The 14,793-nt window shown below is 48.2% G+C and carries 14 protein-coding genes; 7 read left to right on the top strand and 7 right to left on the bottom strand.

Annotation, left to right across the window (positions count from 1 at the left end; translation table 11 throughout):
- Positions 1–4: 4 nt before the first annotated feature.
- Complete coding sequence (locus tag BUB18_RS21865) at positions 5–415, bottom strand: nuclear transport factor 2 family protein (protein WP_178372177.1); 411 nt, start codon at positions 413–415, stop codon at positions 5–7.
- Between the two features lie 4 nt (positions 416–419).
- Positions 420–944, bottom strand: coding sequence for a TetR/AcrR family transcriptional regulator (locus BUB18_RS21860; protein WP_073085159.1), 525 nt, complete (start codon positions 942–944; stop codon positions 420–422).
- A gap of 175 nt (positions 945–1,119) precedes the next feature.
- Between BUB18_RS21860 and BUB18_RS21855 the strand changes: the two genes are divergently transcribed.
- Together BUB18_RS21855 and BUB18_RS21850 are read left to right on the top strand one after the other, a co-directional pair.
- Positions 1,120–1,992: an AraC family transcriptional regulator gene (locus BUB18_RS21855; RefSeq protein WP_073085158.1), complete on the top strand. Its 873-nt coding sequence runs from the start codon at positions 1,120–1,122 to the stop codon at positions 1,990–1,992.
- Positions 1,993–2,100: 108 nt separating this feature from the next.
- On the top strand, positions 2,101–3,147 hold the full coding sequence (locus tag BUB18_RS21850; RefSeq protein ID WP_073085157.1) for an NAD(P)-dependent alcohol dehydrogenase: 1,047 nt from the start codon (positions 2,101–2,103) through the stop codon (positions 3,145–3,147).
- A 73-nt stretch (positions 3,148–3,220) separates the two neighbouring features.
- Here the strand turns inward: BUB18_RS21850 and BUB18_RS21845 are convergent, their stop codons facing one another.
- A complete protein-coding gene (locus BUB18_RS21845; RefSeq protein WP_073085156.1) occupies positions 3,221–4,231 on the bottom strand; it encodes an RNA ligase (ATP) in 1,011 nt (336 codons plus the stop codon).
- 285 nt (positions 4,232–4,516) lie between these two features.
- On the opposite strand from BUB18_RS21845, the gene BUB18_RS21840 reads away from it, so the two are divergent.
- Positions 4,517–5,098 carry a Crp/Fnr family transcriptional regulator gene (locus BUB18_RS21840; protein ID WP_073085155.1) on the top strand — a complete coding sequence of 194 codons (582 nt, stop codon included), beginning with the start codon at positions 4,517–4,519 and terminating at the stop codon, positions 5,096–5,098.
- 12 nt (positions 5,099–5,110) lie between these two features.
- Here the strand turns inward: BUB18_RS21840 and BUB18_RS21835 are convergent, their stop codons facing one another.
- From BUB18_RS21835 to BUB18_RS21820, 4 genes are all read right to left on the bottom strand, one after another.
- Positions 5,111–5,731, bottom strand: a complete 621-nt coding sequence (locus tag BUB18_RS21835; protein ID WP_073085154.1) for an alpha/beta hydrolase — start codon at positions 5,729–5,731, stop codon at positions 5,111–5,113.
- Between the two features lie 179 nt (positions 5,732–5,910).
- On the bottom strand, positions 5,911–6,846 hold the full coding sequence (locus tag BUB18_RS21830) for a ring-cleaving dioxygenase (protein ID WP_073085153.1): 936 nt from the start codon (positions 6,844–6,846) through the stop codon (positions 5,911–5,913).
- 18 nt (positions 6,847–6,864) lie between these two features.
- Complete coding sequence (locus BUB18_RS21825) at positions 6,865–7,164, bottom strand: hypothetical protein (protein ID WP_073085151.1); 300 nt, start codon at positions 7,162–7,164, stop codon at positions 6,865–6,867.
- 4 nt (positions 7,165–7,168) lie between these two features.
- Positions 7,169–7,894: a pirin family protein gene (locus BUB18_RS21820; protein ID WP_073085149.1), complete on the bottom strand. Its 726-nt coding sequence runs from the start codon at positions 7,892–7,894 to the stop codon at positions 7,169–7,171.
- Positions 7,895–8,356: 462 nt separating this feature from the next.
- Between BUB18_RS21820 and BUB18_RS21815 the strand changes: the two genes are divergently transcribed.
- The 4 genes from BUB18_RS21815 (at position 8,357) to BUB18_RS21800 (ending at position 14,787) form a co-directional block, all read left to right on the top strand.
- Complete coding sequence (locus BUB18_RS21815; RefSeq protein WP_073085147.1) at positions 8,357–9,172, top strand: HAD-IIA family hydrolase; 816 nt, start codon at positions 8,357–8,359, stop codon at positions 9,170–9,172.
- A 198-nt stretch (positions 9,173–9,370) separates the two neighbouring features.
- Positions 9,371–9,955, top strand: a complete 585-nt coding sequence (locus tag BUB18_RS21810; protein WP_073085145.1) for an RNA polymerase sigma-70 factor — start codon at positions 9,371–9,373, stop codon at positions 9,953–9,955.
- Positions 9,956–10,036: 81 nt separating this feature from the next.
- Positions 10,037–11,023: a FecR family protein gene (locus BUB18_RS21805; protein WP_073085143.1), complete on the top strand. Its 987-nt coding sequence runs from the start codon at positions 10,037–10,039 to the stop codon at positions 11,021–11,023.
- Positions 11,024–11,208: 185 nt separating this feature from the next.
- Positions 11,209–14,787, top strand: coding sequence for a TonB-dependent receptor (locus BUB18_RS21800; protein ID WP_218588080.1), 3,579 nt, complete (start codon positions 11,209–11,211; stop codon positions 14,785–14,787).
- Positions 14,788–14,793: the final 6 nt, after the last annotated feature.

Raw genomic sequence — 14,793 nt, 5'->3', positions numbered from 1 at the left:
TTTATTATAAGTATCTGTCAGCTTCGTTGATTTCAAGGTCATTGATACTGGCGTATCTTTTTTGCATCAGGCCGTTTTCATCGAACTCCCAGTTTTCGTTTCCGTATGCCCGAAACCATTGGCCAGCCTTGTTTCTGTACTCATATTCGAATCGTACCGCAATGCGGTTGCCGGCATGGGCCCAGTATTCTTTTTTCAGTTTATAATCCAGCTCTTTTTCCCATTTTTCCGTGAGGAATTTTACAATGGCTTCGCGGCCGTTGACAAACTGGTTCCTGTTTCTCCACTCACTATCCGGGGTATAAGCCAGGGCTACTCTTTCGGGATTTTGACTGTTCCAGGCATCTTCTGCCAGCTGGATTTTCTGTTTTGCCGTTTCCAGTGTAAATGGTGGCAGGGGGTGACGTTGTTCCATAATGTCAGATTAATTTAGCAATGATTTCTTTGGATTTTTTAATCAGCTCATTGGATTTAAAGAGCTGACTTTCTATGATCGAGCCTTCGAACAGGAGGTAGACCTGTGCCGTCAGCAGTTCATCGTTCAGCACTGTTTCAAAAAGCTTTCGCAGGTCTTTTTTGTGCGACTGAATTACCGCCAGGATTGCTTCCTGCTCCATGGATATTTCCGACAGGATATTCAGAAAGCTGCAGCCCCTGAAGTTTTCCTTTTTGTTCATATGTATGAGGAAGTCAAACGCCGCTAATATTTTCTGCTGCGTGTTTTTGCCCTTGCTCATATATTCCAGTAACCCGGCAAACCAATAGTCGTGCCGTGCTTCAAGGAAGGCCACACAGAGCTCATCTTTGGATTTAAAATGCTGGTAAAAGCTTGCTTTTGCCACATTTGCCTCGCTGATGATCTGGTTAATACCGGTGCTGTTGTATCCCTGTTGGTGAAACAGTACGGCGGCCGTGTCAAGAATTCTTTGTCTGGGCGTATGCATGATGCAAAGATAGGGTAATTTAAAGTGAACAGACAAGTCTGTCTGTATATTTTTTCCGGGAAGATGAAATAACTTGTTTTTTAGTAATTTTACGTATCGTTTAATACCCCGGCTGAGCACTTTGCCGTCAAAACACCATAAAACAGGGTTGGGAATTACTAAAAAACTAGAATTGATGAAGTCTGTCAGCGTTCCGTCCGAGCTGGTTGCGGCACCGTTTAATCACCGGAGCCTGCAACTGAACGGCTTTTCTGCTATTGAAAGTTGTACCCATGCCGATTGTACTACGGGCAGCATGTTCCTGGAAGAGCATATGCTGCTGTACGTGGCCAAGGGGCAGAATATTGTTACATACGGTAAGCAAACCTATCCTGTGCGGCAACATGAGATGCTGCTGGTAAAGAAGGCGTCCCTTATTCAGTATAATAAAACCGGTGTGCCGGGTTCGGGCTATGTATATGAGAGCATCCTGTTTTTTTTGAAAGATGAGTTTATACAGGAATTTATCCGCATGGCGGACATTACCAGCGATCATGCAGATACAGATAGCCAGGTGATCGTAAAGCCTGTTGGCGAACGGTTACAGCGGTTTTTTGAATCCGTGATGCCATACTTTAATGAGCCCCAACAGGTAGATACCGGGTTGCTGAAAATAAAAATGCTGGAGTTGTTGTATAACATTGCAGCTACCGACAAACCTTTGCTGCAGCAGTTTTTGCAGCTGAAAAAGCCCGTGAAGGCGGATCTGGTAGAAGTGATGGAGGCTAATTTCGCTAACCAGCTTAGCCTGGAGCAGCTGGCGTACCTTTCGGGGAGGAGTCTGGCAGGTTTTAAGAGAGACTGCATGGCTATCTATAACATGCCGCCGGCGGAGTGGATACGTATGCGCCGTTTACAGAAAGCCAGGGAGGCGTTGGAAAATACCGGCATGCCCGTACTGGACGTGTGTTATATGGTGGGCTTTGAGAATCCCTCGCATTTTTCCAGGATCTTCAAGGCACATTTCGGGGTGAGTCCTACCGCCATTCGCCAGGAAGCACAGGCATGAGCTAAATGGAACATTTAATTGATCCCCATAGTAAAGGAGATTTTTTAGGGAGATCGTAAATTTGTCGTACAAGACGTTTATTTCCGAGCACAAAATCTATTACTATTTATGATTACAACAAAAGGATATGCTGCACAAAGTGCAGGTGCTGATCTGGCAGAGTGGTCGTTTGAACGCCGGGAGGTAGGACCTCACGACGTGCAGTTCGATATTTTGTTTTGCGGTGTTTGTCACTCCGACCTGCATCAGATCCGCGACGACTGGTTTCCGGGCATTTACCCAATGGTACCCGGTCATGAAATCGTAGGAAGAATTGTGAAAGTGGGTGACCAGGTCACTAAATTCAAGGTGGGTGAACTGGCCGGAACCGGCTGTATGGTGGACTCCTGCGGGAAATGCCACAACTGTAAAGATGGCCTGGAGCAGTACTGCGACCATGGTAACATCCAGACTTACAACGCTACCAACCATTACACCGATGGTATGCCTACCTATGGCGGCTATTCCAAAACCATCGTGGTGAAGGAAGATTTCGTGCTGCGTGTACAGGAAGGCCAACCACTGGCAAATGTAGCACCGCTGCTGTGTGCCGGTATTACTACTTACTCTCCGCTGCGCCACTGGAAAGTGGGCAAAGGGCATAAGCTGGCAGTGCTGGGCTTGGGTGGTTTAGGCCACATGGCGGTGAAATTTGGTGTGGCATTTGGCGCAGAAGTAACGGTGCTGAGTACCTCTCCTGCAAAAGAAGCAGATGCTAAAAAATTAGGAGCGCATAATTTCCTGCTCACTTCCGATAAGGCCCAGTTTAAAGCTGCACAGAATACCTTTGATTTTATTCTCGATACAGTGAGTGCACCACATGATATTGCTGCGTATATGTCGCTGTTAAGAACCAATGGTACGCACATCTGCGTTGGTGTGCCACCGGAGCCTGCAAAAATTCCTCCATTTGCATTGATTGGTGGTCGTAAGAGTGTGGCTGGTTCTATGATTGGTGGCTTGCCTGAAACCCAGGAGATGCTGGATTTCTGTGCAGCAAATAATATTGTTTCCGACGTAGAGGTGATTGATATCAAGGATATCGCAACGGCTTATGAGCGTATGCTGAAAGGAGATGTGCGTTATCGTTTTGTGATTGATATGGCTACGTTGTAGGGTACTAGCCAGAGCAGATAACGTAATAGCCTACACGAAACAGCGCTGTTCCCACTCAGGAACAGCGCTGTTGTTATTCGCCGTATTTAATTAAAAACTCCGGATTGATGGCTTTAAATGTAACCCGGCCGTAGGAGAATAGATCATTGTAAGACTCAATTTTGTCTTCCACCGGGCGGATCACAATTCCTTCTGCCCAGGCATCGGGGCATATGGTACTTTTTATGGTGGCCATTTTTACCAGGGCGTCGATATTGTTATCCAGTACATAAGTGGTGGTCAATACCGGTACGGGTTCGAGTTCCAGTTGCTCCAATGTGGCCATGAATGAATGAAATCCCAGGTATGCAGACTTGCTGATATCGAAGATATTGAAGAACCGGACATGTGGCCCGTGCATCCTGAGTTTATTACCCTGAATACCTTCTCCGAACAGCTCACCCTGTAATGCGAAGTTGCCATGGAGTGAACGCAGTTTCTCCTCGATCCGGAGTGCCCGTGCTACCTGCCATAGACTATTGGTATTAGCTTCCAGCAGTTCCAGGTTGCGGCTGCAAACGCCGAATTCACCGTTATTGATAAAGAAAGTTGCGCTGCTCCCATCCAGCTTTTCTGTAATGTAGCAGGTTTCACCTTTGTATTTATCAAGGATGTGCTGCAATACCTGTACTCTTGTTTCATCCGTTTTTGGAATGAAGGATGGGAAGGCACCTTTGGCAGCACCGGTAAGGCAGGCGGGCATGGGGGCTTCGTACTTAGTGATGCCCAACACTGCTGTGCAGTCAGCACCTTCAGTTACGGGGAAGCCGGCAGGTAACAGGTCAAGCGGAAATGCAATGCCTTGGGATACCTGTCCCCGCAACCGCGTGGTTTTAATTCGCATGCCACGGGGACGCAGGAATTCGAATGTAGGTACCTCCGGCATCCTGCTATCGATTTCGCAATAGATGCATAAGTCACCGGGTTTAAATTCATTCTTTTTCACTACCAGCTGCCAGCCCAGTATGTAAGCCTTTTCGATGGCATCCGCGCCTGCTATGGGTTCCAGACCGGTAATTTTTTGGATACTAGCCAGTTTTCTCATGTTGTTGATGATTAATGGGATTAAATAAAAAAAGCCCCGCAATTGCTTGCGGGGCCGTATATGCATAAATCAGGTTGCGCTAATTGTCAGCATCATTGATCCCCACAGGTTCCTGCTCCCACATTGGATAGGAGGCGGCAGGAATCATGTATGTTGGGATGTGTTGCATGTTGCTGTTAATATTCTTTTTTTGCGGTGCAAAGGTAATGGCAAAAAAGACTAATATTAAAATTCATTTTTCACAAGGAAACTTGGAGACTCCTAAACCTGTCTTATCTTTACCCTATGTACGAGCAAATAGACCAGTTTGTAGACAAGTGTATCCAACTCACCGATGAGGAGCGGGAATATTTTCATTCCCTGCTGAAGTTCAGGCGGGTGCGTAAGCGTACGTATCTGTTGCAGGAAGGGGAGGTGTGTGACTTCGAAGCCTTTATTGTAAAGGGTTTGGTGAGAACTTATTTTCTCAGTGATGATGGTACCGAAACCATTTTGTCTTTTGCCGTGGAGAACTGGTGGGTGAGTGACTTGTATAGTTTTACAGAGCAGAAGCCGACCAATATGTTTATTGAAACGCTGGAGGATAGTGAGTTGCTGCTGATTGATTACAAGAGTAAGCAGCAGTTGTTTGAGCAGGTGCCGCAGTTCGAAACCATGTTTCGATTGCTGGTACAGCGGTCGCTGTTTGCGTTGCAGCGCCGGTTTCACAGCCTGGTATCACAAACGGCGGAGCAGCGTTATATCGCGTTTACGGAAAAGTATCCGGAGATAGTGCAGCGGGTGCCGCAAAACCAAATTGCAAGGTACCTGGGTGTGTCGCCTGAGTTTTTGAGTAAGGTGCGTGGCGCTATGCATAAAAAAAAGTAAGCCGGTTAAGGCTTACTTAAACACCAGTCTGTTTGCTTCTTTTAATTCGTCTACCGTTATCGTATGGCCCATTTGAGGATATATCGTTGCGGTTACGTCAGCCCCCATTTTTTTGAGTAGTTCGGCCGATTCATGTACCCTTGCTACTGGTACGTGGAAGTCGGGGTCGCTACTGCCTATGTACACCGGCGTATTATTAAAGTTTCCCTTGTAATTTTCCTGGTAGATGTGATCGCCGATGAGGCCACCTGTAAAGGCCACTACACCACCGTACTTGTCTGCGTTCCGGGTGGTGAATTCCAGCGTAAGGCAGGCCCCTTGCGAGAATCCCAGGAAGTAAATATTTTCTTTGCTGATGCCGGCGGCCACGGTGTCGTTTACTACCTCACTTAATACGTCCAGTGCGTTGCTGAGCCAGGGCTCATTTTCGGCCGGTGGTGCGAGGAATGACTGCGGATACCAGGTGTTGCCGGTAGCCTGTGGTGCGATGATCGTGTAGTCTTTTACGTTAAGGTGTGGTGCCAGGGTGATGATGTCTCTGGCGGAGCCACCACGGCCGTGGATCATGATAAGGGCTTTTTTAGCTTCGGTGATGGGCCTGCCGGCGGTGATTATGTTTTTCTGATGTGTCATTAGTTGTTTTTTTTGATTGGTTCGGGATGACACCTTCGGTGTCATCCCGGGAGGGGGCCCCGCTGCGCGGGGCCGCTGCTTTTTATTGTGTTAGTAACCTTCGGTGTTATCCGCGGTTGCGTGTTGTGCGGGCCGCTGCTTTTATTGCGGTTGTACCCTTCGGTGTCTTCCTGAGATAACTATTTTAATACCGGCAATACGCCTTCAATTTCTTTTCTGTGCGGCTCGTATTGTTTAGGGAGTCGCAGGCCCTGACCGAGTTCGTTCAGTGGTTCATCCACGGTGAAGCCGGGGTTGTCGGTAGCAATTTCGAAGAGTACGCCTCCTGGTTCTCTGAAGTAGAGGGAGTAGAAGTAGTCCCTGTCGATTTTCGGTGTGATGTGGTGTCCGGCGGCTACGATTTTTTCACGCAGGGCCATCTGGATATCATCGTTTGCTACGCGGAAGGCCACGTGGTGGTTGGTACCGGCAGCGTTGTGGCCGCGGTCGCCATCCGGCGTTGCCAGCAGGTCGATGATGTTGGCGCTTTCCACGGTGGTGGTACCAAAGCGGTAGCGGTTGCCTTCCTGTGCCAGCAGCGTGTAGCCGAAGAGGTCAGTGAGCACTTTTGCGGTGGCGTCGATATTTTTTAGCGTCAGCGTGGTGCTGTGGAAGCCTTTGGTGGCGACGTCTTTTTTGATGTCGGCCGTTTCCCATGGGAGGCGGCTATCCGTGGCAGGCGTTTCTACGAAGCTGAGTTGAAGTCCGTCCGGATCGGTAAAGCGTAATACTTTATCACCGAGACGTTCGATGGTTTCTTCGAAAGGCACGTTGAATTGTTGGAAGCGTGCTTTCCAGAAGTCGAGACTGCCGGTAGGAACGGTATAGCTGATTTCCGTAGCCATGCCGGTACCGGATTTACCTTTACCGATGTTTTGCCATGGGAAGAAGGTGAGGATGGTGCCGGGTGTTCCCTGCTCGTTACCGAAGTAGAAGTGGTAGGTGCCGGGATCGTCGAAGTTGACGGTTTTTTTCACCAGTCGTTGTCCGAGTACTTTGGTATAGAAGTCGAGATTTTGCTGAGCGTCGCCTGCAATCGCAGTGATGTGGTGTAAGCCTAAAATATTGTTGTTCATAGTAATTATTTTAAAAAGTTAGATTTCAAATGCAATACGAATTTCATTTTCCAGGAGTCCGCTACCGCCGCCATAGTGGCGGATGATGCGGGCATTGGATGCTATATTTCTGACCTGGGCTTCGTCGGCCTCGTTAACGCCGGCGCAGAGCAGGATGCCGTCATAGTTGTTGCTATGCAGCAGTGTGGCTGCCTGTTCCAGCGAGTTGGCGATGGTACCGTTCCAGCCGTTGTGGCTGTTGATGAGCCGGTGTACCACCTGCATGATTTCAGGGTGGTAGCCTATTGCCAGCAGGTTCAGTGATGATTTGTCTGTCATAATCTTACAATTGAATGTTCATGGGTACATCAATTACCAGGATGGTGGCGCTGTTACTTTTCACCTGGCCGTTGAATGCGGCTGTATCGCTGATACCGAGTGCATCGCCGGTTGAGAGTACATGTCCGTCTATGTCTATACTGCCGTCGATTACATATAAATAGGCGCCATTGCCATTTTGTTGGATGGTATAGCTAAATTCTTTATCTCCGCTGAACTTACCCATGCTGAGGTAGGCGTCCTGGTGGATCATGGCGGCTTTTTCGGAGGCTACCGGTGCTACAAAGGTGCTGAACTGATTATCAAACCAGGCATTCTGGAGGGTAAGGCGACCATAATGCGGCGTTACGTTCAGTGCGGAAGGGTAGATCCATATTTGCAGGAAGCGGGTGGACTGCTCTGTTTCGTGGTTGTATTCGCTGTGGAATACGCCGCTACCGGTGCTCATCACCTGAATTTCTCCTGCCCTGATCACTTCTTCGTTGCCGAGGTTGTCTTTATGTATCAGGCTTCCCTGCAGTGGGATGGAAATAATTTCCATGTTATCGTGCGGATGTTTACCGAAGCCTTTGGTGGCTTTCACGATATCGTCGTTGAATACACGCAGTGCACCAAAATGAATACGCTTAGGATTATAGTAATCCGCGAAGCTGAATGTTTTTTTACTTTCCAGCCAGTCGTTATACTCGTGGTGTCTGCTGTCTTCTTTATGTAGGATATACTTGCTCATGGTTTGTATCGTTGTTGATGATGTAAAATTGCGAAGAAGTGAGTGGGTGGCAAATGAACTGGATTAAGAAGTGGTCTTAATCTAGATTAAGAATTTAATGAAGCGGGTACAACCAATAGCTTTTAGGTTTGGGAGCCACCGGCGCACGTAAGAGCTAATGGGGTGGTGCGGGCTGCAGGCCCGCCCCACCCCAAAATGGCGCTGACCGAAGGTCAGCGCCATTTTGGGGCTAAAAGTCTACAAATATTAAATACTAATCTATGTGATAAATTATCATTCAATTCCTGTTAATTTTTAACATTTGCCAATAAAAAAATACATCTTAAATAAAATAATGCTTATTTTTATACCGGCTTAACTACAAAACAAGCCATTAGCCCACCCGCCTTTATCCATTCCATAGTTAATTATGATTGTGAATTTGTATCAACTATAATATAGTTTAACCAACATCTGATTGCTATGAAAAAAAAGGGATTTTTGATCGACATGGACGGCGTGATCTACAAAGGCTCCGAACCTATTCCGGGCGCAGTAGACTTTATTAACGGACTTAGAGAAAGGGAACTGCCTTTCCTGTTTCTGACCAATAACAGCCAGCGTACCAGCAGGGATGTTTGCTACAAGCTTAACAAGATGGGCTTTAAGGTAAATGAAGAAGATATTTTTACCTGCGCCATGGCTACTGCCCGCTACCTCGCCTCCAAAAAAGAAAATGGTACTGCATATGTAATAGGAGAGGGCGGTCTGCTCACAGAACTGCATAATGCAGGGTATTCTATTGTAGACGACCAGCCGGACTACGTTATCATCGGCGAAGGCCGCACCATCATGCTGGAATCGGTAGATAAAGCGCTGAACATGATCATGAAAGGCGCTAAATTAATCGCCACCAACCTGGACCCTAACTGCCCCGTGGCAGATGGTAAATATCGCGCCGGCTGCGGTGCACTCGTTGCCATGCTGGAATGTGCCAGCGGTGTACAGGCATTCAGCGTGGGTAAACCTTCTCCTGTAATGATGCGCATGGCCCGCAAAGCATTGCAGCTTACCACGGATGAAACCGTGATGATCGGCGATACCATGGGTACGGATATCCTCGGTGCCGGCTCCATGGGCTTCACCACCGTGCTTACACTTACGGGTGTTACCAGTCGCGAAGACCTCGTACACTTCGGTTATGCCCCCGATTTTATTATTGAATCCATCAAGGATCTGCTCAACCAAAACCTGTTCGAACGCGTGATTGGTCGATCACTCGTCCCAGCAGAATATTAGAAAATAGCTGCTGTAAAACCGGCCCTGCTGGCGGTGTGTAACTGCATCTGCTGGCGGGGCCTATTTGTATTATCGTATGCCCGTCTACGTTAGGCGTACACCCCGGCTGAAAAGTCGTTAATCAAAACTTAATAATCCCTTAATACGCACACCTGAAAATTGCACTTAAGTTTGCCTCTGGGAAAATAGTGGCAAACTATGCGATTAACTTTACCTGAACAATCGGATGTATTATTGCTGCAAGAATGCAGGAAAGACAACACCAGGGCTTATGACGTACTCTTCAACCGGTACTCCGGAAAGCTGTATTATTATGCGCTCAAATATATCCGCAACGAAGCGCAGGCAGAAGAGGCCATGATGGACCTGATGTTCTGGCTCTGGGATAAGCGTCACCAGCTGGACCCGGACATTCAACTGGCCCCTTACTTATTCAGGGCCATGAAACACGCCGTCATCAAAGTATTAACCCGCCATCAAACAGAAACCCTGCCCCTGGATTTTGCGCATGAAACTGCCGTGGAAGACGCTGCCAACCGCCTCCGGGAAAATGAACTCAGTGAACTCTATCATGAAAAGTTGAATAGCCTCAGCCAGCAGCGACAGAAAGTATTCCGACTCAGTCGCCACGATGATTTATCCCACGCGGAAATCGCCAAAGAAATGAATCTCTCCCTGTTCACCGTTAAAAATCACATCAAGGCATCCCTGACCTTTTTTCGTACGGAACTCAAAGATTATATCGATATCACCAGTGTGATAATCCTGATTTTTATCTCCTGACAAAATATTTTTGTAACCATTAGCCCTTTCGCATTTTTTTTGGCCTTTATATAGTAGGTGACCAAGTATCACCTGCATCACATGGCAACAATTACAAAAGCACTCTTAACTAAATACCTCGATCAGCAATGCACTGCCGAAGAAGCAGCGCTGGTAGAATCATACCTGCAACAACCTGGTAGCAGCGCCATACTCAGCGTATTGCTGGAAGAACGCCTGCAAAAGGATATAGCGGCAAGTATGCAAATGCCCACTGATCATGCACAGCAAAAAAAATGGACGTCCGCCATGCACAACCGCATGGGGATAAAGGATACGGTAATGCCTGTACGAAAATGGTATTACGTGGCAGCGGCCGCATCTCTCTTACTTATAGCCGGCCTGACGGGCATTTTTTCTATCAGCAGCACCAAACCACCGGCTATGGTGATATCTCATCAACAAAATAAACCCGGTCAGCGAAAAATAATTCAGTTGAGCGACGGTTCCACCATTCACCTGGGGGCCGCCAGCAGCCTGGAATACCCGGAGCAGTTTACCGGCAACACCCGCGAAATAACACTCACCGGGGAAGCCTACTTTGATATTACTACTGATCCCAGGCATCCTTTTATTATTCATACGGGAGATGTAGCCACCACTGTACTCGGTACGGCCTTTAAAATCGCCGCCTTCGCCGGCCAGCCAATCACAGTGGCCGTAGCCAGCGGAAAGGTGAAAGTGGAATCAAATGCCAACGGGAACTTGCAGGAACTGGCCATACTCACCGCTGGCAAACAGGTATCCTGGCACCAGCAGCAGGCTACCCTGCAATCCGTAAATGCAGCCGATGTTGCCGCCTGGCAAAAAGGCCGCCTGGTATTCAATAATCAAACTTTAGCAACAATAGCCGCCACCCTGGAACGTTGGTACGACGTGAAAATAAATTTCACCCGCCCACAAAAAGCAAATGAGAAAGTGACAATCACCCTCTTTGCTGCAGGGGAACTTAAAACCACCCTGCAAACACTGGCAGCAGGCAATAATTTTAGCTATACAACGAAAGGCCACGAAGTAACTATTCACTAAATATTTATCATAAGCATGCAGTAATACTACCACACAAAACAAAAAACGTCCCCGCCAGCATTGGACCGCAGCAGGAACGTTCTAAGATTTTATCCGGACTGCCAACAGTTTTCTCAGGACCACAGCAGCCGAATTATTAACAGATTTCCCGGGCATACCGGGACTAACTATCAATATTCAAAAGTATGGAAAAAGGATTAAAAAAAGATCCTTTAGGATTTTTCATGGAACCTGTGCCCGACAGCTTTGAATTTGTGTTAAAGCCCATTGGTGCAGCAGGTTCGCCTCCAGCCACCACAAAGCACCTACACAAAATTTACTTCCTGATGAAATGCTCATTTATCGTATTAGCAACACAGTTGACCTTCGTGAGCCTGCTGTTTGCAGATAACCTGAAGAGCCAGGATCTTTCCCGCCGTCTGAACCTACATCTCCACGATGCAGACGTCAGAGAAAGCTTGCTGAAAATTGAAAGCGAAAGTGGCGTACATTTTTTGCTGCCGGAAGCTCTTCTGTCTTCCGTAAATAAAAAAATCAATTTACACAAACTTGATATAACCGTGAAAGATGCCATAGCCGGCATTTTGAGCGGTACAACCCTCGACTATCACCTGCTCAATGGCTACGTAGTAGTAGCCCGGAAAAAAATACCGGTGAAAATTTCCGGTCGCGTGCTGGAAGCAAAAACAAAAGACGCGCTGCCTGGCGTGTCCGTACGCATTAAAAACGGCAGCGGCGGCGCTGCCACGGATATCAATGGCTACTTCACCGTAGAAATCCCGTCTGAAGGTGCCATCCTCCTCTTCTCCCTCATGGGCTACGAAGCCAAAGAGGTAAAAGTGGCCGGCGGTTCAGCCCCTATCACCGTGCTCCTCAACGTAAGCACCCGCACCCTCGGAGAGGTACAGGTACAGGCCCGTCGTAAAACAAACACTGAAATTACCGTCCTGCAGGAAAGAAGAAACGCAGCCATCGTGCAGGATGCCATCTCTGCACAACAAATCGAAAGAACAGCCTCCATCACCACCACACAGGCGTTGCAGCGCGTGAGCGGAGTCACCATCACGGATGATAAATATGTAGCCATCCGCGGTTTGGGCGACAGAAGCGTGATCGGCCAACTCAACGGTGTGCGGCTGGCGTCTTCTGATCCTGACAGGAGCGCAATCCCGCTGGACCTCGTGCCCGCCTCCCTGCTGGATAATATCACCATCTATAAAACAGTTACACCAGATAAACCTGCGGACGCTGCGGCCGGTATCGTAGAGCTTAAAACCAAATCGGTACCGGACAAAGCCACCCTGGAAATTATCGCGCAAACAGGCTTCAACACTAATATTGGACCTGGCGGCCGCATGAACAGCTTTTATAACAGCGACCTCGGCTTCCTCGGTAATAAAGTAAATGATAAAAAGCTGAGCAGCGACTTCCTGCACCTCGCCGGCCAATACCCCGGCGGTTTAAGCCAGATGCAGAAAATGATCGCAGAAAGTAATGGCAGCCCCGCTATGCAGCAGGAAGCCGCCCGCATTAATAAAGTGATGCACAGTTTTGATCCGGTGCTTACCACGCGCTACAAAAACGCACCACTTAATCAACTTTACTCCGCCACCTATGGCAATAGCTTCAAAGTATTTAAAAACAAAACACTGGGACTCGTAGCCGGTGCCAACTACTACCGCCGGACTACGGATGTATATGGCGGAGACCTTACCCAATACAGCATCTACCAGGGTGTGATTACCGGCAACCCGGCAGTATATAGTCCGCGTAACATCCCGAACTATATCACCCCTAACAGCCTGTATATGGGAAAGTACCAAACCTATAAGGAAAACACAGGCACAGAAACCCTCAACTACGGCGTGCTCGCAGGCTTAACCTTCCGCTTTGACACACGAAATGAAATCAGCATGCAGTACATGGGCAGCTGGGGTAGTGAGGCGCAGGCAGTAAATATGTACGGTAAATACGAGTATACAGGCTTACCGGGTGATGTAAACAGCACCATCTATTCACTCAAACAAACCCGCCGTAACCTGAATACATTTAACCTGCAAGGGGAACATAAGTTGCTCGAAGGGCAGTATTCACCGCGGTTAAGTTATAACCTGGCCACTTCCACCTCCGCACAGAACGATCCGGACTTCCGGTTTGTAACGCTCACCGATTACAAACCCCGTGGCGGCGCCTGGCGCTTTCAGCCTGCCATCGGGCAGGACCTCGGTAACGGCAGCTACGTATATACGGAACATTTATACGCCCTGAACTCCGGCTATGTAAATGGTTATGGTACCTACGGTATCATCCAGGCAGAGCCCAACGGCCGCCGCTGGCGACAGCTGGACGAAACCAACTGGAATTACAAGGCGGACCTGGCATTTCCATTCCCGTTGTTCGGTCAGAAGCAGGAATTCAAAACGGGTATTAATTACCTGAACCGCGACCGCCAGTTCAGAGAGAATATGATGTTCCTGCCCGGCTCTAACTTCTCCCAAAACAAAGCCAATACTATTTATACCGTTAACGGTAACCTGGATGCACTGGTGGGCCCGAAAGTGATCGGTATTCAACAGCCTTCCGGCAGCACCGGCGAAGGTGCCGACCCGGTGGGGGGCTTCCTGTATAACACACAGAAATCACCCAACAACTACAATGGTTTCTTTGAAACCAATGCCTTCTATGCTATGCTGGACCTGCACCCGCTTAAAAATTTTCGTTTAGCCGGCGGCGTGCGTTTCGAGAAAACGAATATCCAGTCGGCCGTAGACACCGCCAACGTATTCCTCGATCCGTCGCTGACCACCAAAAATGCAGATGGTACCAGTGTGCCGGTAGTGCTGATCAATCCGAATACGGTGTATAAAACCGGTTATAAGCCCTATTACGCCCTGAATATGACTTATACTTACCGGGAGGATATGAACTTCCGAATGGCATTTAATACCACGCTGGCAAGGCCTGAGCTGAGAGAGCTAACCAATGTGTTTGAATTTGATGCCTTCCAGATGGGGTTGGTAGTAGGTAATCCTAACCTTGTGAATCAGCATACGGAAAACCTGGACTTCCGCTGGGAGTGGTTCCCAAATCCGGGTGAGGTATTTTCCTTATCTGCTTTTGGTAAACGCATCAACAACCAGCTGGTGAAAGTATTCAGTCTGCAAACGGATGGACTGGCCGCCAGGTTCCCGGAATATCCCACTATTCAGTTCCAGAACGATCCTAACACAGGTACGGTATGGGGCATGGAGCTGGAGTTAGTAAAGGATTTAGGGAGATTAACACCTGCGCTGAAAAACTTTTTCATTGGCTCCAACCTGCTGCTGGCACAAAGCAATATCAAAAAAACGGACGCCCGTTATGAAGCCAATAAATCGCTGGACAGGCACACTCCTGATAACAGCCCCCTGTTTGAACAGGCACCGTATTCCATCAACGGCTGGCTGAACTATAAGAACACACGATTGGGAACGGACCTCACTGCTGCCTTTAACATGGTAGGGGAGCGTCTTGTACAGATCAACCTCACCGGTGAACCTGATCTGTATACGCGTCCTGCACCCACCCTGGATTTCATTTTCTCCCAACAGCTGGGAAAGCGATTACTGTTTAAAGGCTATGCTAAAAATATCCTGAATCCTGCCATAGAAACGGTGTACGCCAATCCCGGTACCGGTGGCTTCTGGTACGGCAGGCGCTATGTAAACCGCAGCTATAAACGCGGTGCTGAAATCATGATGGGTTTCACTTATAAGCTGTTCTAAAAACTA

Origin of the sequence: Chitinophaga jiangningensis (genome assembly GCF_900142605.1) — a bacterium.
Classification (GTDB): domain Bacteria; phylum Bacteroidota; class Bacteroidia; order Chitinophagales; family Chitinophagaceae; genus Chitinophaga; species Chitinophaga jiangningensis.
The sequence above is the reverse complement of the archived record's forward strand: the minus strand, read 5'-3'. Positions and strand labels throughout refer to the sequence as shown.

Excerpts from the sequence above, each read along its gene's own strand:
- BUB18_RS21865 (WP_178372177.1), bottom strand. The coding sequence starts at position 415 with ATGGAACAACGTCACCCCCTGCCACCATTTACACTGGAAACGGCAAAA.
- BUB18_RS21860 (WP_073085159.1), bottom strand. The coding sequence starts at position 944 with ATGCATACGCCCAGACAAAGAATTCTTGACACGGCCGCCGTACTGTTT.
- BUB18_RS21855 (WP_073085158.1), top strand. The coding sequence starts at position 1,120 with ATGAAGTCTGTCAGCGTTCCGTCCGAGCTGGTTGCGGCACCGTTTAAT.
- BUB18_RS21850 (WP_073085157.1), top strand. The coding sequence starts at position 2,101 with ATGATTACAACAAAAGGATATGCTGCACAAAGTGCAGGTGCTGATCTG.
- BUB18_RS21845 (WP_073085156.1), bottom strand. The coding sequence starts at position 4,231 with ATGAGAAAACTGGCTAGTATCCAAAAAATTACCGGTCTGGAACCCATA.
- BUB18_RS21840 (WP_073085155.1), top strand. The coding sequence starts at position 4,517 with ATGTACGAGCAAATAGACCAGTTTGTAGACAAGTGTATCCAACTCACC.
- BUB18_RS21835 (WP_073085154.1), bottom strand. The coding sequence starts at position 5,731 with ATGACACATCAGAAAAACATAATCACCGCCGGCAGGCCCATCACCGAA.
- BUB18_RS21830 (WP_073085153.1), bottom strand. The coding sequence starts at position 6,846 with ATGAACAACAATATTTTAGGCTTACACCACATCACTGCGATTGCAGGC.
- BUB18_RS21825 (WP_073085151.1), bottom strand. The coding sequence starts at position 7,164 with ATGACAGACAAATCATCACTGAACCTGCTGGCAATAGGCTACCACCCT.
- BUB18_RS21820 (WP_073085149.1), bottom strand. The coding sequence starts at position 7,894 with ATGAGCAAGTATATCCTACATAAAGAAGACAGCAGACACCACGAGTAT.
- BUB18_RS21815 (WP_073085147.1), top strand. The coding sequence starts at position 8,357 with ATGAAAAAAAAGGGATTTTTGATCGACATGGACGGCGTGATCTACAAA.
- BUB18_RS21810 (WP_073085145.1), top strand. The coding sequence starts at position 9,371 with ATGCGATTAACTTTACCTGAACAATCGGATGTATTATTGCTGCAAGAA.
- BUB18_RS21805 (WP_073085143.1), top strand. The coding sequence starts at position 10,037 with ATGGCAACAATTACAAAAGCACTCTTAACTAAATACCTCGATCAGCAA.
- BUB18_RS21800 (WP_218588080.1), top strand. The coding sequence starts at position 11,209 with ATGGAAAAAGGATTAAAAAAAGATCCTTTAGGATTTTTCATGGAACCT.